Annotated in this window: 28 protein-coding genes, 2 rRNA genes and 1 pseudogene; all 31 read right to left on the bottom strand. The window is 45.8% G+C overall.

Translation table 11 applies throughout. The features are described from left to right. Nucleotides 1-61 precede the first annotated feature (61 nt). Nucleotides 62-2,988 (bottom strand): 23S ribosomal RNA (locus F4V51_RS08080). 270 nt (nt 2,989-3,258) lie between these two features. Continuing rightward, nucleotides 3,259-4,810, bottom strand: a 16S ribosomal RNA gene (locus F4V51_RS08075). The 16S and 23S rRNA genes sit together here, the layout of an rRNA operon. Before the next feature lie 545 nt (nt 4,811-5,355). After that, nucleotides 5,356-5,688, bottom strand: coding sequence for an HIT family protein (locus tag F4V51_RS08070; RefSeq protein ID WP_153977592.1), 333 nt, complete (start codon nt 5,686-5,688; stop codon nt 5,356-5,358). A 17-nt stretch (nt 5,689-5,705) separates the two neighbouring features. Beyond that, nucleotides 5,706-6,161, bottom strand: a complete 456-nt coding sequence (locus tag F4V51_RS08065; protein ID WP_153977591.1) for an NUDIX hydrolase — start codon at nt 6,159-6,161, stop codon at nt 5,706-5,708. Between the two features lie 49 nt (nt 6,162-6,210). Beyond that, nucleotides 6,211-6,801 (bottom strand): HD domain-containing protein, encoded by a 591-nt coding sequence (locus F4V51_RS08060; protein WP_153977590.1) that lies wholly within the window; start codon nt 6,799-6,801, stop codon nt 6,211-6,213. A 194-nt stretch (nt 6,802-6,995) separates the two neighbouring features. Beyond that, nucleotides 6,996-7,427, bottom strand: a complete 432-nt coding sequence (locus F4V51_RS08050) for a cytidine deaminase (protein WP_153977589.1) — start codon at nt 7,425-7,427, stop codon at nt 6,996-6,998. A gap of 78 nt (nt 7,428-7,505) precedes the next feature. After that, entirely contained in the window at nt 7,506-8,267 is a 762-nt protein-coding gene (locus F4V51_RS08045; RefSeq protein WP_153977588.1) for an aminoglycoside adenylyltransferase domain-containing protein, read from the bottom strand. Between the two features lie 27 nt (nt 8,268-8,294). Further along, complete coding sequence (locus tag F4V51_RS08040; RefSeq protein WP_153977587.1) at nt 8,295-9,188, bottom strand: PhzF family phenazine biosynthesis isomerase; 894 nt, start codon at nt 9,186-9,188, stop codon at nt 8,295-8,297. A 1-nt stretch (nt 9,189) separates the two neighbouring features. Beyond that, nucleotides 9,190-9,846, bottom strand: coding sequence for a Type 1 glutamine amidotransferase-like domain-containing protein (locus tag F4V51_RS08035; protein ID WP_153977586.1), 657 nt, complete (start codon nt 9,844-9,846; stop codon nt 9,190-9,192). A 125-nt stretch (nt 9,847-9,971) separates the two neighbouring features. Further along, nucleotides 9,972-10,346, bottom strand: a complete 375-nt coding sequence (locus F4V51_RS08030) for a hypothetical protein (protein WP_153977585.1) — start codon at nt 10,344-10,346, stop codon at nt 9,972-9,974. Then, entirely contained in the window at nt 10,343-10,855 is a 513-nt protein-coding gene (locus tag F4V51_RS08025) for a nucleoside deaminase (RefSeq protein WP_153977584.1), read from the bottom strand. The genes F4V51_RS08030 and F4V51_RS08025 overlap by 4 nt, the downstream gene beginning before the upstream one ends. A 45-nt stretch (nt 10,856-10,900) precedes the next feature. Then, the gene (locus tag F4V51_RS08020) at nt 10,901-11,467 is read right to left on the bottom strand and encodes a histidine phosphatase family protein (RefSeq protein WP_153977583.1); all 567 of its coding nucleotides are present in this window, start codon (nt 11,465-11,467) and stop codon (nt 10,901-10,903) included. Between the two features lie 8 nt (nt 11,468-11,475). After that, nucleotides 11,476-11,967, bottom strand: a complete 492-nt coding sequence (locus F4V51_RS08015) for an NUDIX hydrolase (RefSeq protein WP_153977582.1) — start codon at nt 11,965-11,967, stop codon at nt 11,476-11,478. Nucleotides 11,968-12,095: 128 nt separating this feature from the next. Then, on the bottom strand, nt 12,096-12,962 hold the full coding sequence (locus F4V51_RS08010) for a P-loop NTPase family protein (RefSeq protein ID WP_153977581.1): 867 nt from the start codon (nt 12,960-12,962) through the stop codon (nt 12,096-12,098). Between the two features lie 59 nt (nt 12,963-13,021). Continuing rightward, on the bottom strand, nt 13,022-13,528 hold the full coding sequence (locus F4V51_RS08005; protein WP_153977580.1) for a hypothetical protein: 507 nt from the start codon (nt 13,526-13,528) through the stop codon (nt 13,022-13,024). Between the two features lie 26 nt (nt 13,529-13,554). Continuing rightward, nucleotides 13,555-14,274, bottom strand: a complete 720-nt coding sequence (locus F4V51_RS08000; RefSeq protein ID WP_153977579.1) for a class I SAM-dependent methyltransferase — start codon at nt 14,272-14,274, stop codon at nt 13,555-13,557. A 45-nt stretch (nt 14,275-14,319) separates the two neighbouring features. After that, nucleotides 14,320-14,985, bottom strand: coding sequence for an HAD family hydrolase (locus F4V51_RS07995; protein ID WP_153977578.1), 666 nt, complete (start codon nt 14,983-14,985; stop codon nt 14,320-14,322). 174 nt (nt 14,986-15,159) lie between these two features. After that, entirely contained in the window at nt 15,160-15,663 is a 504-nt protein-coding gene (locus F4V51_RS07990; protein WP_153977577.1) for a GNAT family N-acetyltransferase, read from the bottom strand. A gap of 54 nt (nt 15,664-15,717) precedes the next feature. Next, nucleotides 15,718-15,906: pseudogene (locus F4V51_RS29035) on the bottom strand (hypothetical protein); the annotation flags it as partial. A 42-nt stretch (nt 15,907-15,948) separates the two neighbouring features. After that, the gene (locus tag F4V51_RS07985) at nt 15,949-16,368 is read right to left on the bottom strand and encodes a hypothetical protein (protein WP_153977576.1); all 420 of its coding nucleotides are present in this window, start codon (nt 16,366-16,368) and stop codon (nt 15,949-15,951) included. A gap of 15 nt (nt 16,369-16,383) precedes the next feature. Further along, nucleotides 16,384-16,794 (bottom strand): hypothetical protein, encoded by a 411-nt coding sequence (locus F4V51_RS07980; protein ID WP_153977575.1) that lies wholly within the window; start codon nt 16,792-16,794, stop codon nt 16,384-16,386. Beyond that, nucleotides 16,791-17,237 carry a LytTR family DNA-binding domain-containing protein gene (locus F4V51_RS07975; RefSeq protein ID WP_153977574.1) on the bottom strand — a complete coding sequence of 149 codons (447 nt, stop codon included), beginning with the start codon at nt 17,235-17,237 and terminating at the stop codon, nt 16,791-16,793. Before F4V51_RS07975 ends, F4V51_RS07980 begins: the two co-directional genes overlap by 4 nt. 215 nt (nt 17,238-17,452) lie before the next feature. After that, nucleotides 17,453-17,797: a hypothetical protein gene (locus F4V51_RS07970; protein ID WP_153977573.1), complete on the bottom strand. Its 345-nt coding sequence runs from the start codon at nt 17,795-17,797 to the stop codon at nt 17,453-17,455. A gap of 12 nt (nt 17,798-17,809) precedes the next feature. Then, nucleotides 17,810-18,319 (bottom strand): hypothetical protein, encoded by a 510-nt coding sequence (locus F4V51_RS07965; protein ID WP_153977572.1) that lies wholly within the window; start codon nt 18,317-18,319, stop codon nt 17,810-17,812. 50 nt (nt 18,320-18,369) lie between these two features. Then, nucleotides 18,370-18,852 carry a GNAT family N-acetyltransferase gene (locus tag F4V51_RS07960; protein WP_153977571.1) on the bottom strand — a complete coding sequence of 161 codons (483 nt, stop codon included), beginning with the start codon at nt 18,850-18,852 and terminating at the stop codon, nt 18,370-18,372. A gap of 57 nt (nt 18,853-18,909) precedes the next feature. After that, complete coding sequence (locus F4V51_RS07955; RefSeq protein ID WP_153977570.1) at nt 18,910-19,209, bottom strand: hypothetical protein; 300 nt, start codon at nt 19,207-19,209, stop codon at nt 18,910-18,912. A gap of 11 nt (nt 19,210-19,220) precedes the next feature. Further along, nucleotides 19,221-19,862 carry a hypothetical protein gene (locus F4V51_RS07950; protein WP_153977569.1) on the bottom strand — a complete coding sequence of 214 codons (642 nt, stop codon included), beginning with the start codon at nt 19,860-19,862 and terminating at the stop codon, nt 19,221-19,223. Between the two features lie 96 nt (nt 19,863-19,958). Continuing rightward, nucleotides 19,959-20,354, bottom strand: a complete 396-nt coding sequence (locus tag F4V51_RS07945) for an NUDIX domain-containing protein (protein ID WP_236146721.1) — start codon at nt 20,352-20,354, stop codon at nt 19,959-19,961. A gap of 98 nt (nt 20,355-20,452) precedes the next feature. Beyond that, entirely contained in the window at nt 20,453-20,941 is a 489-nt protein-coding gene (locus F4V51_RS07940; protein WP_153977568.1) for a cysteine hydrolase family protein, read from the bottom strand. 120 nt (nt 20,942-21,061) lie between these two features. Further along, the gene (locus tag F4V51_RS07935; protein WP_416226517.1) at nt 21,062-21,544 is read right to left on the bottom strand and encodes a DinB family protein; all 483 of its coding nucleotides are present in this window, start codon (nt 21,542-21,544) and stop codon (nt 21,062-21,064) included. 64 nt (nt 21,545-21,608) lie between these two features. Beyond that, on the bottom strand, nt 21,609-22,349 hold the full coding sequence (locus tag F4V51_RS07930; protein ID WP_153977566.1) for a metallophosphoesterase family protein: 741 nt from the start codon (nt 22,347-22,349) through the stop codon (nt 21,609-21,611). Nucleotides 22,350-22,387: the final 38 nt, after the last annotated feature.

Here is a 22,387-nt window from a genome sequence, read left to right as displayed (position 1 = left end):
TTTCAGAGATTATTCTCTGAAAACTAGATCCGAAACGAAATGTGCGACTAGAACCTGCAATTTGGATAAGCCCTCGACCGATTAGTACTGGTCAGCTCCATGCATTACTGCACTTCCACCCCCAGCCTATCTACCTCGTCGTCTTCAAGGGGTCTTACATACTGGGAAATCTCATCTTGAGGGGGGCTTCACGCTTAGATGCTTTCAGCGCTTATCCCGTCCGTACATAGCTACCCAGCGGTGCTCCTGGCGGAACAACTGGTACACCAGCGGTACGTCCATCCCGGTCCTCTCGTACTAAGGACAGCTCCTCTCAAATTTCCTACGCCCACGACAGATAGGGACCGAACTGTCTCACGACGTTCTGAACCCAGCTCGCGTACCGCTTTAATGGGCGAACAGCCCAACCCTTGGGACCTACTTCAGCCCCAGGATGCGATGAGCCGACATCGAGGTGCCAAACCTCCCCGTCGATGTGGACTCTTGGGGGAGATAAGCCTGTTATCCCCAGGGTAGCTTTTATCCGTTGAGCGATGGCCCTTCCATGCGGTACCACCGGATCACTAAGCCCGACTTTCGTCCCTGCTCGACTTGTAGGTCTCGCAGTCAAGCTCCCTTATGCCTTTGCACTCTTCGAATGATTTCCAACCATTCTGAGGGAACCTTTGGGCGCCTCCGTTACTCTTTAGGAGGCGACCGCCCCAGTCAAACTGCCCACCTGACACTGTCCCCGTACCCGCTAAGGGCACCAGGTTAGAACCTAGATACGATCAGGGTGGTATCCCAACGGTGCCTCCACACAAGCTGGCGCTCATGCTTCAAAGGCTCCCACCTATCCTGTACAGATCGTACCCAAATTCAATATCAAGCTGCAGTAAAGCTCCATGGGGTCTTTCCGTCTTGTCGCGGGTAACCTGCATCTTCACAGGTATTAAAATTTCACCGGATCTCTCGTTGAGACAGCGCCCAAGTCGTTACGCCATTCGTGCGGGTCAGAATTTACCTGACAAGGAATTTCGCTACCTTAGGACCGTTATAGTTACGGCCGCCGTTTACTGGGGCTTCGGTTCACAGCTTCGGGATTACTCCCTAACCGCTCCCCTTAACCTTCCAGCACCGGGCAGGCGTCAGCCCGTATACTTCGCCTTACGGCTTCGCACAGACCTGTGTTTTTGCTAAACAGTCGCTTGGGCCTTTTCACTGCGGCCCCCTCGTGCTATTCACACTACCGGGGCACCCCTTCTCCCGAAGTTACGGGGTCATTTTGCCGAGTTCCTTAACGAGAGTTCTTCCGCGCGCCTTAGAATTCTCTTCTCGCCTACCTGTGTCGGTTTGCGGTACGGGCACCTTCATCTGGCTAGAGGCTTTTCTTGGCAGTGTGAGATCATGACCTTCGCTACTGTAATTTTCACTCCCCATCACAGCTCAGCCTTAGATGTGCGGATTTGCCTACACATCAGCCTTACTGCTTGGACAGACATCCATCAGTCTGCGTCACTACCCTACTGCGTCCCCCCATCGCTCGTAACGATTTACGGTGGTACAGGAATTTCGACCTGTTGTCCTTCGACTACGCCTTTCGGCCTCGCCTTAGGTCCCGACTTACCCTGAGCGGACGAGCCTTCCTCAGGAACCCTTAGGCTTTCGGCGGATCAGATTCTCACTGATCTTTTCGTTACTCATACCGGCATTCTCACTTGTATAATGTCCAGCGCTCCTTACGGTACACCTTCAACCCTTATACAACGCTCCCCTACCCCTGATGCAAGCATCAAGCCATAGCTTCGGTGGTGTGTTTAGCCCCGTTACATTTTCGGCGCAGAGTCACTCGACCAGTGAGCTATTACGCACTCTTTCAATGGTGGCTGCTTCTAAGCCAACATCCTGGTTGTCTGTGCAACTCCACATCCTTTCCCACTTAACACACACTTGGGGACCTTAGCTGATGGTCTGGGCTGTTTCCCTTTTGACAATGGATCTTAGCACTCACTGTCTGACTCCCGGAAGTAAGTCTATGGCATTCGGAGTTTGACTGAGCTTGGTAACCCTTGCGGGCCCCGCACCCAATCAGTGCTCTACCTCCACGACTCTGTTTTCCGAGGCTAGCCCTAAAGCTATTTCGGGGAGAACCAGCTATCTCCGAGTTCGATTGGAATTTCTCCGCTACCCCCACCTCATCCCCGCACTTTTCAACGTGCGTGGGTTCGGGCCTCCAGTGCGTGTTACCGCACCTTCACCCTGGACAGGGGTAGATCACCCGGTTTCGGGTCTACGTCCACGTACTACGAGCGCCCTATTCAGACTCGCTTTCGCTGCGGCTCCGGCTCTTCACCTTAACCTTGCACGGGAACGTAACTCGCCGGTTCATTCTACAAAAGGCACGCCATCACCCCTAAAATGGGCTCTGACTTCTTGTAAGCACACGGTTTCAGGTTCTATTTCACTCCCCTTCCGGGGTGCTTTTCACCTTTCCCTCACGGTACTGCTTCACTATCGGTCGCTAGGAAGTATTTAGCCTTGGCAGATGGTCCTGCCGGATTCATACGGGGTTTCACGTGCCCCGCACTACTCGGGATCCGTCTCGGAGAGAGCAGACTTTCAATTACAGGGCTTTTACCTTCTTTGGCGGGCCTTTCCAGACCTCTTCGTTTAACCGGCTCCTTTGTAACTCCATGTGAGACGTCCCACAACCCCAGAGAGCAAGCTCTCTGGTTTGGGCTGTTCCGCGTTCGCTCGCCGCTACTGACGGAATCACTATTGTTTTCTCTTCCTCAAGGTACTTAGATGTTTCAGTTCCCCTGGTATGCCTCACACTAACCTATGTATTCAGTTAGGTGTAACTGGATATTACCCCAGCTGGGTTTCCCCATTCGGACATCCCCGGATCAAAGCTTGCTTACAGCTCCCCGAGGCAGTATCGTTGTTCGCCACGTCCTTCATCGGCTCCTAGCGCCTAGGCATCCTCCGTGTGCTCTTAGTAGCTTAACCAAATGCTCATGATGAGCAATGCAGTTATCACTAATATTTGAAACTTGTTTACACAAGTTCAGCTAAAAGGAATGTTCTAATTCGCAATTTTCGTTTCGATATCTAGTTTTCAAAGAACAAGCTCCATGCAAAAGCAAGCTGTTTGAGAGTTTGAGCTCTCAAAACTGAGCAACGAGTGAGTTAAAAGCTTTACGGAGTAAAACTCGCTTCGGAAGCATACTTCCTGAAGACTTGTTGAATGTTTCCGCTACGGGAAACGATTCTCCATAGAAAGGAGGTGATCCAGCCGCACCTTCCGATACGGCTACCTTGTTACGACTTCACCCCAATCATCTATCCCACCTTCGGCGGCTGGCTCCTTGCGGTTACCCCACCGACTTCGGGTGTTATAAACTCTCGTGGTGTGACGGGCGGTGTGTACAAGACCCGGGAACGTATTCACCGCGGCATGCTGATCCGCGATTACTAGCAATTCCGACTTCATGCAGGCGAGTTGCAGCCTGCAATCCGAACTGAGACCGGCTTTTTAGGATTCGTTCCACCTCGCGGCTTCACAGCCCGTTGTACCGGCCATTGTAGTACGTGTGTAGCCCAGGTCATAAGGGGCATGATGATTTGACGTCATCCCCACCTTCCTCCGGTTTGTCACCGGCAGTCACCTTAGAGTGCCCACCCGAAGTGCTGGCAACTAAGATCAAGGGTTGCGCTCGTTGCGGGACTTAACCCAACATCTCACGACACGAGCTGACGACAACCATGCACCACCTGTCTTGAATGTCCCGAAGGAAAGGTACATCTCTGCACCGGTCATTCAGATGTCAAGACCTGGTAAGGTTCTTCGCGTTGCTTCGAATTAAACCACATACTCCACTGCTTGTGCGGGTCCCCGTCAATTCCTTTGAGTTTCAGTCTTGCGACCGTACTCCCCAGGCGGAATGCTTAATGTGTTAACTTCGGCACCAAGGGTATCGAAACCCCTAACACCTAGCATTCATCGTTTACGGCGTGGACTACCAGGGTATCTAATCCTGTTTGCTCCCCACGCTTTCGCGCCTCAGCGTCAGTTACAGCCCAGAGAGTCGCCTTCGCCACTGGTGTTCCTCCACATCTCTACGCATTTCACCGCTACACGTGGAATTCCACTCTCCTCTTCTGCACTCAAGTCATCCAGTTTCCAGTGCGATCCGGGGTTGAGCCCCGGGATTAAACACCAGACTTAAATGACCGCCTGCGCGCGCTTTACGCCCAATAATTCCGGACAACGCTTGCCCCCTACGTATTACCGCGGCTGCTGGCACGTAGTTAGCCGGGGCTTTCTTCTCAGGTACCGTCACTCCTTGAGCAGTTACTCTCAAGGACGTTCTTCCCTGGCAACAGAGCTTTACGATCCGAAAACCTTCATCACTCACGCGGCATTGCTCCGTCAGGCTTTCGCCCATTGCGGAAGATTCCCTACTGCTGCCTCCCGTAGGAGTCTGGGCCGTGTCTCAGTCCCAGTGTGGCCGATCACCCTCTCAGGTCGGCTACGCATCGTCGCCTTGGTGAGCCGTTACCTCACCAACTAGCTAATGCGCCGCAGGCCCATCCTCAAGTGACAGATTGCTCCGTCTTTCCAGCTTCCTTCAGGCGAAGAAAGCAAGTATTCGGTATTAGCTACCGTTTCCGGTAGTTGTCCCAAGCTTGAGGGCAGGTTGCCTACGTGTTACTCACCCGTCCGCCGCTAACCATCACAGAAGCAAGCTTCTCTTCAAGTCCGCTCGACTTGCATGTATTAGGCATGCCGCCAGCGTTCGTCCTGAGCCAGGATCAAACTCTCCAATAAAGATGAATTTCAGCAGCGCGGTTAGACGCTATGAAAATCATCTAAAGTATTGAAAAGAGCGATTAGCTCATTTTGAATCTGACGAGATTAAAAATCTCATTTGTTGATCTTGCAAGCAAGATCATTTACTCACTCGTTGTTCAGTTTTCAAAGATCAAACTTCGTTACCGACTGTTTCAAGGCCGGAATTAGAATATATCACATTTCATTATATCTTGTAAAGTTTTTTCTCGAAATATTTTTTTCGAGAGTTTCCCATGCCTTTTCGGCCGGAAAAATAATATATCATGTTTGAGGATTGTTTGTAAAGTGTTTTTTCGAGTCTTCTCGAATTTCTAAATCTGCGGAATTGAATTATATATTTGTAACGTTTGCTTTGGAATAATTGCTCGATAGCTTAATTAGAACAAACAACCGACTAGTCAGCCGGCTGCCAACTTATTTTATTAGGGCACACAACAAACTGCAGTAGAAGGTTTCATGACCACACCATACTTCGCCTGTTACTCACACATATAGATAATTACAAGTGATCTTCTTACGACCTAAGTCACTCGTTCACCACTGATGACATGCCAATGCAGATGCTTCGAATCCTGGTAACTACCAAGGTTCGTCACAATTTTGGAAGCGCCCGTACGCTCCACCATACCGGCAGCGATCTTTTTAATGACCTGCATGATTTCAAGCATCAGCTCGTCGTCATTCGTTTCTTCTTCTGAGATGAAGGATTGAATGTGGATCTTCGGAATAACCACGATATGATGTTCATAGTAAGGACGGGTATGATGATAAGCCAGTACATTATCCGTCTCCATAACAATTTTCACTTTCGCCTTGCCGCTGAGAACTTCCTCACAATAAAAGTCTTGTGTCAAATGGAACGCCCCTTTTTTCAGTTGGATTTGATATAGCCTGCCTTCTTTAGTACATACTCTGTGACGGGATTAATCTCTGGGACCGGTTGGGCCAGATCAAAGTATCGGAGCTCTAACCCTTCATCGTCCATAACAACTGGATTACCCTTGATTCCTTTAGCTTCATAAACAGCCGTCACATTGTATACTTCGTCTCCATGGGGATACTTATAATACATATCTTGACCCGAGAAAACGGTAATGAGCTTGTACGTCTCTGCCCTTAAACCCGCTTCCTCATACAATTCCCGTGCTGCCGCCTCTTCCAGCGACTCACCAGGTTCAAGCGAACCACCGAGCGTTCCCCAGTCAAGACTGTCTGTACGTCTTTGCAGCAACAGATGGCCTTCTTCGTTGAACACCAATACACAAGAACCTGCCATAATCAGCGGCCGCGAGCCAACCAGTTTTCGAAGTTCCATAATGTAGCCCATGAGTGCTCCCTCTTCTTCCTCAATGAATATGACCAGTTCATCCGCGTTACTACGATTTATTCAGAATTCCCTGATCTATGGAGTTTTGAATTAACTGCTGCACGTACGTCCACAATGTATCCGAAGCGTCTGCCATTTCACGATTTCTATTGATGACTTGATCACTTGTAACGTTGTATTTTAACCACGTATCTCCTTCATTCTGATAATTGTGAATTAGAGGCTGTAACCGATCCAGAGCCGAGGCAAATTGTGCCTCATTCGTTTCCTTTGACTCAAACTCTAACCAGAGATTATGCATTTCTTCAGCCTGTTCCTTGGGCAGCATGCCGAACAACCGATGAGCCGCCTTGATCTCACGATCGAATTTATCCGTGTACCCCGTTGTATCGTAAGCAAATGTGTCTCCAGCATCAATTTCAACCAGATCATGAATAAGAAGCATCTTAATGACTTTCAGGATGTCCACCTCCTTATTCGCGTGACTCTGTAAAACCAATGCCATCATGGCTAGATGCCATGAATGCTCCGCATCATTTTCACGTCTATCGCCATGGATAATTCTTGTTCTCCGTTCAATTGTTTTCAGTTTATCAATCTCAATTAGAAATTGAATCTGATCCTGTAAAGATTCACTCATGATATATCCTCCTTTAGATGCGAAACCAACTCTATTTCATAAGATCATACCAGTAAACTTTATATCTAAAATCCAGAGACAAGCCATACTCTAGTCCCCCACTGCTTCCAAAAGTATTGAACAGCTGCCTGCAGCATGTCTGGCTTTTGCCGGATATCCATAATCTCAAACATTTTTGCACCTTCTTTCTTTCCTTATGATCTTGAATATTTCTGTGGCAGAAGCTGCCCAATTGTTGTTTTGGTGTATCCTTCTTCTCCCTGCAAAATGACTTGCGTGCCCTGCCCATAATCACTGATCAATTCTCGGCAGATACCGCATGGTGAAACCACGTCCAATTGTGGATCAGCATTTTCCGTGGGATCATCCGGATTGATCTCCGGATGCCGTACAGCAACAATGGTCGCAAATTCGTGTTCCCCTTCCGAAATAGCTTTGCCAATCGCAATGGCTTCCGCACACACCGAGACACGACCAATGTAGGCTTCCAAATGTACCGCGGTATATATCTTTCCAGATTGCGTTCGCACTGCGGCACCAATGTGATGTTTGCCCTCGCAGTATAAACGCTTGATGATGTTCTTGGCTTCCTGGATTAATTCCAAATCTTCTGTCATGATTGTCATGATGTCTCTCCTTTTAAAAAACTGTTTATACTAGAAATGTCCAAATCAGTATTACAATTCGTAGAATTATGGAATCATTTATTTCTTATAGTTGTGGATCTCTCTCAACATAAACTCCGCATATTCCAGCAGCAGAGACTCACTGAGATTCAGGTTCTCCAGCTCCCCATTATAGTTTGCAAGACATTGCGAGATAACGTTCTTGTACTTCATAGGAAGCCCCTCCAATGCCCACTCTCCAGCTTCTCGCTTGGAATAGATCACTGAATCTCTCACATATAGCAAAACACGCGACAAGTTCAATACATAATAGACAGGATTATCCACGATTTCTTGCGAAGCTGAAGCCACGTCTGACGCAATGGATGCAAGCATATACTCACGTTTCACAGGATGGAAGAGTTCCTTAATAGGTATCCCATGCAAGACAATTCCCCTGTCATAGATGACCGCGATGTGTGCGACAAGATCCGGATCATCGAACCCTCCGCAGAGATAGTGCTCATCCGTTCGATACTTTTCCCGGTGATATGCGGAGTAATGGAATTCGAACGGAGTTGGATATGCCAGGTTCGCGATTGTGGATTCCAGTACAATACTTAGCTCAAACCCTTTCGTCATGCGCATCTCGTCTTCAATATGTATGAGCTTCTGTGCAATTCTTCGATATAGATCAGCAGATTGTTTGTCCCGGCAGACCACCAAGATATCAATATCGCTCTGGTTCGGATGGAAGCACCCCATGGCCATGGAACCGTGCAAATAAATTCCCACGAGCGAATCCGATAATTCTTCTTTTAAAATATGAGTAACGTCTTGCAAAACAATTCGTTCATCCAAGGAAAAAACATCCTTTCAGGTGCGCTCTTAAATATCCAATTCAATGTTCATCTCACGCACAAAAACAGCCGTCCCTTTAATTCTCACATCCATGCCCTGTCCTTGCCGGGTCACGCTCACTTCAACTTTTCCATCTCTTCCGATCTCATGTCCCTGCTCCACGACGAACTTGACCTGCTCCGCTTCACGGTTCACATAGGTTAAATAGTAGGCACCCATCACCCCGGAGGCCGTTCCTGTTACAGGATCTTCCGTGGTACCTGAGTAAGGGGAAGAAAAGTGTCTGGCATGCATCATCGCCTCGGTATCACGCGTTTCGAAGCTAAAAGGATGCAGGGAAGCCTTGGGGTTTTCAACTAAAACCTCAGGAAACTTAGCAGAATCTGGTTTCATCATGGAAAAGGACCCCAGTTTACGAATGGGGATCAACAACGTCCAGGTTCCTGTGCTTCCATACACGATAGGCATGGATGGATCCAGATCATCCGAGGTTAGATTTATACTGCTCGCCAGCTGACCGATATCACCTCTGAACGGCACAAACTGAGGTTGATCCTGCTTCATCTCCATGTTGATCGTGTCACCAACCTGCTCAAACCGTATAGGTAATATGCCTACATTGGTCTCGATCGCGATTGACTCCTGATTCCCCAACAGTCCACGTGTCTTCAAACCATACAGCGATGCCATCGTGGCATGACCGCACAGATTAATTTCATGGCCAGGCGTAAAATAACGCAATCTCACATCGGCTGTCTTCGAGTTAAGCACAAACACCGTTTCATTAAAACCAACCTGATGCGCAATCTGCTGCATGACCATCTCACTTAGTTCATCAGCATCAAAGACGACTCCTGCCGGATTGCCTTTGCCTGGAACTGCTGAAAATGCATCATAATGGTAGACCTTAACCTCACCCATGTTAAATCCTCCTTCTCCTAGGTTCAATGAGACGCACATCCCCATATAGCTCTATGACTTTTCCATCAATTACGATTCCGTCCCCGTCTTGGCATGCATAGACTTCCGCACCGTTTGTATCTGCATAACTTTGGAGCGAATCGAGACTGTCTTCCTCTCCGTCCCAATGGGGTGCAAACTCGAAATCAACGAGTCCAAGCGCACGTTTGTCCTGAAGACCCACGTGATTCTCGTCTGCATCCTTGCCATATCCGGCTATTTCAATGGTTGGTGTAGTCAGAATACTGCCTGCGCTGACTCCGATCAACATACCGCCTTTCTGCACATAGGAACGCAATAAATCCAGTACGTTTCTTCTCTGTAATAAATGTAGAAAATAAAATGTATTTCCGCCGGATAAATGAATCGCATCAGCTTCCAAAATCTGCTCAAACGTGCTTGGATCATATTCCAGGTCCAGATCATAATAATGAATGTTCTCGATACCCAGTTGATTATAGTAACGAACGATATGCTCAAAGTATTCCCGCTCCGGGTCGGAACAAGAAGGAATATAACCGATCGACGGCTTGTCGCGACCGAATAACTCCAATATCCTTTGATTCAATTGTTCATTGGTTTGAAAGGGTAGATCACTTAATAAAACCAACTTGGCCATACTCTTCCTCCTTTGCATATAAAATAGATATCCCGTTCTGCAACTGATCTTAGGCTTAGCTTTGCTTCCTATCAATTCCATGTCACTCTATCTTTCTCATGACTACATTTGCAATACCAACACACCTATTGCAACTGCCCGTTAACGTACCTTCTATGGTAGACAGAAGCATCCTGGGCCCACAGCAGCAATTCGTTCCTGCTTATAAAGAATTCTTCTTGAACCTTGATAAAGGGGAACATTGCTCCGTTAAAGGAACCCGATGCCGTAAAACTTCTTTGTTCGGCATGAATAATGCTCATCACCTGTTCTTCAGTCATACTTAGATATTCCGCTGTTTCCTGAATCGTCATTAACGCCTTATCCTTAGCAACTTCCTTCTGTGCTACTTGATTTGGCTCGTTTACGTTCTCTTGATTCGATAGGAAGAAGCAGTCAATTATAAATGAAATGCCTAAGATGACACTAGCAAGCAGAATCGAGACTGGAATCGATTTCATTGCTTAGCCGTCTCCCACTCTGTATTAAGTAATCCTCTACTAATATTCCATTTGGCGAGCATCGCCCTCTGTCTATTTTCCAGGTCAAGATATGGCGCTGCAACACAGGAAATGGTGTCAAACATATGGATGAAATGAGGACCCTCCTTGAAACGGCGAAGACCGCCATACTCTTCATCGTCCGCTGCCCATACAATTCTTTTGATTCCCGACATTAATATGGTGCAAGAACACATGGGACAAGGTTCACAAGTCGTGTACAGAGTTAGGTTGTTTTTCGTGAATCTCTTCCGGTCTAAATCCAGCAAATCCTTCCCCGCTCGGCGAATGGCGTCCACCTCAGCATGTGCGGTAGGATCGCATTCGGAGAATACTCGGTTCCTCCCTTTACTCACGACATCCCCATCCTCATCCACGATTACTGCGCCGATCGGATAAGTCCCTTCAATACACGCCTGATCTGCTTCTTCCAGCGCCAAAACTAAATACTCATAATCGGATAACCTCATCTGGGATTCCTCCTTCAATTGGTTGTCTTATGAATTTGTTTACCGTTAAAAGTTCTTAATGGTGTAAATTCCCGCCTCGCCAAGAAAATCTCTTCTTGATAATCCTTTTTCTCCAAGCAAAATCCTGTAGTTGGTTATCGTGCCATCATGTGAAATGATATAAATGTTGCCATCCTGTTCCCTGCACCATTGGAGAAGCCCACTAGCAAGTACGTCAAATTGATGTTCATCCATCCGGTTAATACCTTCCTCCCAATACTCCAATCCAAAATTCAGTACGCTTAGCCCGGGGAACTGAGTATCAAGCTCCTCCTTGGAATAGATCTGATCACAGATGAAGGGAACGAACTTCGGATTCTGAGGAAACATTCTTGGACCAACAAGCGGACATATCGTAAGATGTTCTCCTGCGCTTAGAAGAAGTGCTGTTTCAATGGTACGTCTCGTTGGACTCACCAAGATAATGTCATGAGGATCAACCCTCAATTGTTTACACAGCGTTGTCACCTGACTCTTTCCCCGTTCGGTGAGACCAGGGTGAAGCTCATTTAACCGGTTCGGGTAATCTATCAAATGTTCACCATGACCATGACGAATAAATGTAATGTCCATATATCCCTCTATCTCTGAATGAAATGTTGGATGCTCTTCGCATCATGCAGATTATGCAGTTCCTTTTTCAAAAATACCGGGTAGACCTTCAGGTGCTCAAGCTCATCCAAGGGAAACCAACGGAACGTTAACTTTCCGTTATCCTCCAGCCCTTTGAATTCGATTTCGCTATACAGCTTATGAGCTTCCGGTAAAGCGATGACATAATAGAATCCAATCTCGTGAAACTTCTGGCCGTCGTAATCGAAAAAATCTTCATTAACAAATGCAAGCCTCTGCACTTCAACATGGATGCCCAGTTCCTCCATCATTTCTCGCACGATAGCCGCTTCAGTCGCCTCACTCATTTCGACCCGTCCCCCGGGCAGATTCCAGAAATCGTCCTGCTCCGCCTTATGCAGCAGAACTCGTCCTGCATCCATCACAATGCCTGCCACGCGGAAGTTGAACTTATTGTTATTCCTCTCATATGAGATGTTATTGTTGTTGGGATTTGTCATTGCACAAGTAAACCTCCGTTATGTATTGATTAATCTCTAAACTCGCTACTCGTAAATCTTGCCCATATACAGAGCTTCATTCTCAACTTCGTGGACAAGCTCGAATAACGTCTTTTTCATTGCCTGCGTCATTCTCCTCCCCCACCTTTAAATGCCTCATTCAGAATGTTCTCCAGTTCGTTCTGACAAACAGACAGGTTATACTCTGAGTTATCCAGCCAGGAATTATCCATCTTCAGTATCTGATAAATCTCGGTTTCGAGCTCCTTTCTTGCCTGAAGCACCTTCACGGTGCCTGAAACCCCATGATATCCTCTTGAAGCTCCCCACCCCTGGTTCGTGTAATACTGAATAAATCCGTCGGACCATTCCTTGGGTCTTTCCTTGACTGATTTATCAAAGGTATACGCAATATCCTTCTGATCAATATAGATTAATAGCGGATTCAGTGCTTGAACGACGCGCTCCAGCTCTAGCACATAGTTGACATTATCTGCTCGGGATTGATTGCATTTCACAAGGCCCATCGTTAATGGGTTCTGGATAAAACAGCATTCAAAGATAATGACAGTATCATCATTATCCGCTAACACGCTTTTGGAGAAGCTTCGCCATTTAGAAGTGATCAGATCTTTATTTTGTTCAAAAGGTAATTCGTAAATATCCCGGCTGAAAATCTCCTGCACCGTATGGTCAGGAAACGCCTCTCCCAGTTCCTCTTTTATTTGGCGATAAGGAATCAGATAACCATTACGATACGCCAACGCTCTGCTCTCCAATATATCTCTGCATGCTTGATGAGAATCCAATAAATCTACAAACTCATCTGCAGTGAAAAAGGCTACACCTTCATAATCAGCAGGGTGATTCAGATCCCCTTCCTGGAAAAGCTTTACTCGCAGCCCTCGCTGAATCAGGATGTCGGATACCATTTTGGCAATGGTAGACTTCCCCGAACCAGGTAACCCTTCAACCAGAATTAATTGTCTCGCCATAATTACATCACCTTAATTTCGTTTCAAATTTAATAGACTTTCGGTATCGTGACCTATCCTCAATCAATATCTGCAATAATCCACTGTTCCGAATCCCCCTCTTCTTTCTTTTTCCAAAAAACCATGGTGAGGCTGGATTCATCATCGTTCTCATCTAATTCCGTTACCGTCACTACTCCCTCGTAAAGCTTCCTTTGTTCACGAATGATAATGTCGCTCATGGAGACAATCTTGCTAACTTTGGTTCTGGTCATGCCCGATACGGGCGACTGCGAATCTATGAGGCTCATGTACCCCTTCTCATCCTCTTCCCATATATAACGCAGGCGGGCGTTCATAAGTTTAACGATCTCCAGTTCATCACCTGTATAATTCGCTTCATCAATGTACACTGGCGGGATGTCTTGGGGCTCAGTTGGTGACGCTACTTCTTCATTTTGTTCTGCTTCTTCTGTCGTAACTTCTAGCGAAGGTTTCGCCGGGTTCTGTGTGTCTTTCATACTCGTTTTATTCTGACATGCGACCAAGAACAGTAATAATCCAAGCATAACGGTTAGCTTTCTCATCTCCAGCCCTCTCATTATCCTTTCATTTATTCTCCTAAACTTCCCAAAATCACGATCTGCTTTGGACGCTGAATCCCGACAGTGTTTAGACGCTCTATTATGGAAAGGCCACGCTGGGCAAATGTTTCATAATCTTCAAACGCCTCAGCCCGTTCCATATGCTGCTTGCAGGCCTCCGAGACCAACCGAATGTCCCGTTCTGCCATGACATCTTCTTTTGGCTCATTGAACTCATAGATTGAGCGGATGATAATACCACTGGCAGAGATGATATCCATAACCTCTTGGCGAGTATAGGTGTGACGATGATATATTCCCAACCGCTGATCTACATCTGCACCAAAATGATGGTACAGGATGTGCGATAGCTGGGCTTCATTGGGATCATCTCTGACCAATTCATTGATGAGAAATAAACCGTCCCTCTTCACTACTCGTTTCATTTCTTCAATGACATTTACGCCCGGGGGCAGATGATGCAATGCATTTGAGATGCAGACGGTATCAAACGTTTGATCCGCAAAATCCATCTTTGCTGCGTTCATCTGCACAAACTGGATCTTTTCATGGCACGCATATGCGGCTTCTGCCTGCCGTAAAGAATCCGTATCGGTATCAATGCACGTGATCCGTTCGATACCACTGAAAATTTCAAGTAGGGTAGGAATGTATTTTCCTGAGCCTGTACCAACCTCCAACATCTGACCAGCCTGATACGCTGCCAACTGCTTTTTCAACTCATCCATGGATTACACCGTCCCCGTTATGACCTTCCCCCAGCTTCCAGAACTCTACAACAATTTCAGAACTTCCGTCAGATCCCTGCACACATATTCCGGATGGATATGCAGAGGTTTAGTTTTGCCTTTGCGGTTTAACCAGACAGCCTGGATGCCAGTGTTTTGAGCTCCCTGTACGTCACTTGTCAACGAATCGCCAATATGTATGACGTCATGCCGGGACAGATCATATCTGGCTAATGCTTCATTAAACATCTCGGGTCTTGGTTTGTAAGAACGGACATCTTCACTGGTAATCACACCTGCTGCCTCAATGCCATGCTTCTCCATTGCAGCTCTTACATCATCTGTATCGATATTCGAGAGGATATATACAGGGATGTCTATCGATTGCAGAAAGGGAATGGAGTCCTCAAATATCCCGGGATCACGCCAGTGAGCCAATTGCTCCTGATTAAGCAGCTCCGCGACACCATCTGCTTGAAAATGTCGGAGCGTTGCTGTCAGGGACTGTACATTGAGTACTCGTTGGGTCGTAAACTGACTGCCGTGGCTTGCATGGAACATTTCGGAAAATGCCTTCCACCAAAAATCACCTATTTCGGCTGTTGTACATTCAACACGCGCTGCGGCTTGTATTTGTTCGTAGATCACTGGAAGTATATCGTCGTCTTCATGCACAACTGTCCCATAGAAATCAAGGAAATTGGCCTTCATCCTATCCCCTCCGATGTGTCAAAAATCCCCATATAATCCAATTCAAACTTCCTATGTATGTTACAATTTCTCTTTGATACATCATAACCCATAATGTGGAATTTGCGAACGGTTCAAGTATGCTATCATTCTTTCTATAGAATAAAAAAAACACGCTGCTCTGCATGACTTGCCTCATGCAAAGGGCGTGGTATGGTGATAAAACTTGCTATCTACTTTCATCACCGGAAAAGCATCCGGCAGTGCCTCACGTGTAACCGAAACGAATCCATTTTTCTCGTAAAATCGATGTGCTGCCACGAACTGCTGTGTCGTTCCAAGGTAAATATCATGCACAGCCATCTCCTTGGCCCACTGAAATGCCTGTTGCAGCAGTCGTCTCGAAACTTGCAGTTCTTGTCCCCTGTAATTTTTGGCTACAAACATCTTCCTGAGCGCAGCTTGTTCCTCTCCAATATCGAGCAATGCAATCGTACCCACCACTTCTTCATTGGCAAGCGCGATCCAGAAGTTCCCGATACCTTTTTGATAAAAGGTTTCAATCTCAAGCAAATCCGGCTGATCCTCTCCAGTGATGGAAATCTGGTATTCCTGCTGCTGTATCTGCAAAATCAAACGGATTACCTGGGATTGATACTCGGCAGTGTACTCTTGTATATTGATCGTAGGGTTATTCATGATGTTTTCTCCTTGGACGATTTCATTAACTTCATTAATCTTCTGTGATTATTTCTGATCTAGTAACTGTTCATCAAACCACACATCTTCAACGTCTTCTGCAATTAAAAATCGCCAACCTGGCGCGAGTCGCAGGTACTTCTTAATTTTGGGATCCCATTCATCCACGTGTTCTGTATGTAATGGTACGAAAAAGCCGTCTGCATCCGAATATTCCCCCGCCCAGATGTACCATCCGGTTGTATCTCCAACAGGTTCCAAGTGCAGCCTGTATAAACGCTGTCGTCACAGTGAGGACCCACCCTCGATAACGCCGTAATATTGTTTGTACTGGGCGATCCATTCCTCCTTGGAAAAGTCCACAAAGTCATATGGCTCACACTGTCTGAGATATTGTAACTGCTCTTCTGCTTGCTGTCCTCCCAATTGGTCCAGATACGTTATTGTGTCCTCGAAAACGGCACCACACAGCAGCTGTACATCCACATAACTGCCCGTATCCTGATTCTTTCTTTTGGCTTGCCAGATGAGCTGAGTGTCCTCTACATGACCGATTGCAAACAACATGATACATAAGATTTTGAGATAATCATTGTCCATCACATTTGGATTGTCGATTTCTTGCTGCAGCAGTGTACGAATACGCTCCCTGTCCCGGGAGTCCGGCTCCAAGCCGAACTCCTCAAGAACCTTTTCTTCATTCATCCGGTTTCTCCTTGTCTACTTCAGGATCTTGTTTAATTCTTCCGCTTTTTTCCTGCTATCCATTCTAGCATAAAAATAAAAGGCAATGGTGTGCAGCACAATCGACAAAAGCCACATGCCAGGGAACCACGGTGCGATAAAGTGGAACATCTCCTCTGAGAACAACCACACACCCGCCGTACCTCCGAGAATGTTAATGGTAGACGAGATCACAATATTCCAGATCGGTTTCAACGTAAAGTAGTTCCACAGCGCATCATACATGACTCCAAATACCACGGCTGCGATGAACGCAATTCCGGCGAGGTTCCATAGATACCCCATCTGGATTGTTTGATCTTTGAAGAACAAGGTGATCAGCAGCGTGACCCATAGCAAAGTTATTGTAAATACCTGAAAAAACGAATGCTTGAGATTTGCGATCATAATAATTTCCCCCTGAAATTTTTGATATAGTACCGACTGACGTAATAGCTGGATCCATCCTTAAGCTCAACCTGGATTCTGGCATGATCTGTGGCGGCGAACGCCTGGATGTGTTTAACATTGATCATCGTTGAGTTGTTAATCTTCAGAAACTGGGACGAATCCACGTCTTCTTCCACATATTTAAGACGTTTGCCAAGCAGATAGCTCTCTCCCGAAATTACACGTACATTGCACATTCGATCCTCGGACTCAATGGCAAGAATTGAGCTTGGCTGGATCTGGACATTGCGATTATTCTTCGGATTGATGACGACCAGCTGTCTTTCCAAGTGGCTAATCGCTTTATCAATCTCATCCCAACGCTGTTGTTCGGCAGGATTGGTCACTATCTTGGCGAGACTTCGTTCCATGGATGCATCTGTTTCAAATGTCACTTTCACGTGTTACCCTCCTCTCATCACTCATATTACAGGCAAAGCAAAAACCAGCATACTGAATTGCGTTTTGTTGCAAGAAGTTGCAGGTTTGTTGCACATCAGCTGACTAATGTATGAAGTTCGAATAAATCGCATTTCTTTTTAACCATCAATTAACGTTGTTATGTGAATTTATCTCCATTGTATATGTACTCTAAAGAATGCTGTATGGGGAATGATCAGTATTCCCCATTGTATTCCACATAACTTGTTGGCTTGAATCGAGACACGTGATACGGCATATATACACTTTGAGAATGTGGTGACAAGCGTTCAACATAATCAATTGCTGCTTCTACCATCTCATCCGATGCAAAAACCGACTCATTCAGAAATCCACTCAATAACGCGGCATCCCCTTTATACTTCAGTATAAGATAGCCATAACCCGGATCGGCAATCACCAGATCAACGATTTCCTCTTCCGCAGGTTCTCTTGATCCATCATAAAACCTAACGATCATGTCCAGATCTCTATGAAACACATCTACATTGCACGAAAATTTCAGATATTCGAATTTCAATTCCCGGTCTCCTTACCCCTTATCCTCAATTTCAAAATACATCTCCTGATGTTGCAAAATCTCCTTATTTATACTCATGATTACTTCCTCAGATTGAACGCGATATTGATTGAACAAGTCCTCAATTAATGGATACAGGTTGGGATCTTGCTCCAAATCTGTTGGCGTAACCTCACGCCACTGATCTCCGATTCTATTTTTATCTATAATCACACGCTCGATGTTATCCAGCAGAGCTACCATCTCATTCTGATTAAAAAAACGCATTCCATTGCGGATGCCGCTCCAGCTCTTCATCTCCATAATATTGTAAGCCGAGAACCAGTAAAACTCCGCCAGACTTTTCGTGTGGTTATGATAGGAGTAGAACAGGAATAGTGCTTGTTGGCCTTCATTTAACTGGTGGTACATCTCTGCTTTGGCTGCAACATCTTTACCTCGAACGGAAATGAGCATCGGCTGGACACACAACCAGCTAAGTTGCGATGAACCCAAGTCTGCCTGTTTGATTTTGGCTCGCATAACATTCTCCTCTCTTCTAATGATTCATAAACTTTTCGGCATGGTTATGGTCAATCCATTCGTTTATGAAAAACGAACTGGAGACCATGTACTCCAACCCTTCGAATGCCCGTGTCACGAAAACCCACCTTCAAATACAGGCTCTGTGCTGCCACATTCTGTTCATTTACAGCGAGGATAACTTCCTTCATGCCTGGCTCAATCTGCTGAAGCAATGGACCGATCGCCTGCATGGCAGCCCGTGCATACCCTCTCCCCTGATGTTCCAACGTAATGGATAATGCTCTTATCAAGATTGCTTTCGAATATTTCTTTCCTTCGGCGTATTCCGATTTTTTATGTAAAATAAAGAAGCCTACCGGTGTCTCCTCTTTTAAAATCACAATGGGAACCTTATCGGGGTTGGAGATGGCCTCCTCGATCACTTCTGCAGGTAATGCAGTAAACGAGAACTGCTCTCCGGTCAGTGAAAAATTGGCTAATGCCTCATCATATCTCTCGTGATATTCCGTAAGGCGAATAACTTGGTGCATAAGCAGTCACCTCATTTTTTATGTAGCGCAGCACAGCACTTTCCTAATGGTTCTACTCTACTCTGCCATCAATACTCTTATGATACGTGTCGCGTTGTCGAATTTCATTTGATTATTTTTCTGATGGAAGTCCCATCCTTGGTTTATCGCATATTGAACGAGTTTGGAAATCAGCTTGGGCTCATAGAGTAAAATATCCCTTGTATCTTCCCAAGGGACCACAAACTCTACGAAGGTAGATTTGAACGCATTCGAATATATACGGATAATTATATCGTAGGCTTGCTCATCCACAACATAGAGGAATAAAACCTCATTGACCGTCATTTTACGGACTTCTTTCTTATATACCTTCAACAAAGCACTCCCTAGCTTGAGGTTTTGGTGTGTAAATCTTCAAATACGTTCCATTCCGCAAACAATTGTTTTAGTCTTAGAGCAGTTGTATGAATGAAATGTTCCAGAACGTCCATGGATAAAATACTCAAATCTTCCGCGGGCTCATGCGCAGGATTATTCAAGAAATCCACCTTCACTTTCCTGTACTGAACTACCTCTTGTTCAAGCAAACCACCCAAATCATAGGCCTTACCCGCATTCAGTTTATTCAGCAGCTCATGAGACTCAGAACGATTACGCAAAATCATAAATTCCAGCTTCGTTACCTCCTGCGTGTACCTCTTCCTGCCATGAGGATGTTCTTCATATGCAGGGTAGATATCAAAGGTCCACACACGGTCCGTATAAATATGGGCGATGTATCCGCACAAATACTGCCAGAATGCAGGATCACGTTCCGCCTGCTGCCTATGGGACTCCCAAAACGTCCGAAGCTCTTCATCTGTTGCGAATCTGCCTTCTTCGATCATTAGATGTGTTTTTGCCTTCTCACTGCGCACATCACTTCTCACGTGAATTGAATCAGGAGCCAGACTTCCCAGCAAGAATTCCGGAGATGGATTAGAACTGATTTCAGATGCAACCGCAAAATGTACCATGGGCCAAGGCATACGTATCACTCCATTCTGTTATTTGTTTTCCTTAACGCAGAATCCCCTGCTTCTCTTGAATCAAATCTATAATAGTCGGCCTCTGCACCTTATTAATCATATCGATCTCGATTTCATCCAAACTTCAAATGTTAGTTGCAACGACTCTTTATTCTCGTCCTCAAAATATAGTGTTCGTCCATCCTCAGCTAGTTTTCCGTCTAAATTAACTCTGACGTTAAACAGAAACATGACAAATACGACCTCATTGCCATCCGGATAGGTATACTTCATTCTCTCACCCGTGTAGATGGAAGCCAGTTCATACGAAATCACATCCAGGCCAGTCTCTTCCTTCACTTCTCTGATCATGGTTTCTTCGATACGCTCTCCGGGCTCCATACCGCCACCAGGCAATCCCCAGTCACCGTAATCGGATCTACGCTGCAGCAGAATTCTCCCATGATCATCTCTGATAATGGCCCCGCCTGTAACCACAATTCGACTTGTCATCTCCGCTGCTCCTTCTTTAAACTTGTAGTCCTGTCTGACGAATCTGCCATGTATAGCAAAAATGGATACGACCTCGTCGCATCCATGGATATTCTCGTTTATTTGATGAGATAGTCTACCACAGGATATGAGATCACATTCCGATCTCTGTAGGTAGATGTCACCGCTTCCTGATGAGTGCTGAGAATTCCATTTTGCAGCATAACGGGTCTGAATCCTCGCTCCATCGCTCCATTATAAGTGAATAGAACACATTCCTCTGCGGCAAAACCGGAGATGATCACGAGCTCAACACCATGACTCTTCAGTACAGACTCCAGCTCTGTCTGCCAGAAAGCATTGGAGCTTTCTTTCGTAACGGTGAGATCCTTCTCATTGACATTCACCTCGGAAATAATCCGATATTCCTCCGGAGATGATTCTTCCAACCCTTCGACGTCTTGCACATGAACCACCACATGATCATTTGAACGAAGCACATCTGCAACGTGGTTGATATACTCACAAGCGTGGTCTATCCCTTTTTGTTCGACTCGACCTCGCACAATACTCTCTTGCATATCCACGATTAGAAAACCTATTTTCATCCGAACACTCCTTGAAATTTTGATTTACTGCCTTATTGGTGCTTCTAAATAAAGAATGCTCCCAATATATGTATTCGATTATTGCAGGCGGTACTCCTCTATATCTGCTGCAGCTTATTGTTATGCTGAGGCTATGACGTTCTTTTTCAGCATCATGATCTGCCCAATATGATACGCATTGTGAATGCACACATTAGATATGACGTTCCACCACGGAGCATTAAAATAAGAAGGGATGGTCAGTTCCAGTTTTGCATCATCACTTTCTTGTACGGCCTGAATCCATTGAACAAACGTAGATCCGACTCGTTCAATACTCTTCTGCCACTCCTCTTCACTAACGCGGGAAGGGTCCACATAAAACGTTTCATCATTATCTATATGATGATCCATTCTTACTTCACCTTGGATAAAACGATCCAACCATCTCTCATTCCAGAATATCAGATGATGCACCAGCCTCCAGATGGATTGACCTTCATCATTCGTCCATGCAGCCTGAGCAGCAGTTACATCACGTAACATCTCATCCAGCGGTATAAACCAGCTCTTGTCATGATGACAGGCAGCCATTTGGTCCAGCAATACCAATTTAAAACTCATGATTAACTCTCCTCCTCGTTCCAAAACGTCTCTACAAAATCGTTTAAATTGCTTATATGAAATTTCACGCCATTCTCCCTGTCCTGATTGCAACAGCATAATCTTCTCGGCCATTTGTTTGAGCCATGAAACTGGCTCTCTCCCAATCATATTCAACCATTACATGTTCCATGTTCCAGTTCCCCTGCGCATTACGATAAGCAATCGCATATTCCGCGTGAGGCGAGTTGGATTCCATGACATGCGGATAGGGCGAATCATCATGATAAGCAGGCAAACCGACACTGCCTACGTTCACGATCACCTTTTTTTTCGGCAAATATTTCAATTGAAACACATGACTGTGTCCGCAAAAAATATAACGCTGCGGTACATTCAGAAGTTCGTTAGCCAATTGAACCGTATCTTTATACCGAACCCCTTCCTCCGTTACTTCTTCCAGCAAATACTGATCATGCTCCCACGGTGTACCGTGGCAAAATAATAACTCTTCGTACGCCCACGTACGATGGAATGATCTGATCCAATTTTCAATTCTCTGATCAAGAAGGGGCTTTACAAATTGAAAGGTTTCCGATGAGCTTTCTTGTTGCAAAAGCACCTCGTCACAATTCCCCATCACATGTACGATATTCTCCTGGTCCATTAATAATCGCGCTGTCGCAAGCGGATCAACCGGGCCAAACAGGCTATCCCCCAAATTGACGATAAGGTTTATGTTACGGGCAGCAATATCTTGTAACACGGCCTCTAATGCCAAGTAATTACTATGAACATCTGAAATAATGGCAACAGACTTATGCATGTCATCCCTCAACTTTTTTGAACAGTATCAAGACCAAA

It is taken from the genome of Paenibacillus xylanilyticus (assembly GCF_009664365.1).
In the GTDB taxonomy this organism is placed as follows: Bacteria; Bacillota; Bacilli; order Paenibacillales; family Paenibacillaceae; genus Paenibacillus; species Paenibacillus xylanilyticus_A.
This window is presented reverse-complemented; position numbering and strand designations above follow the sequence as displayed.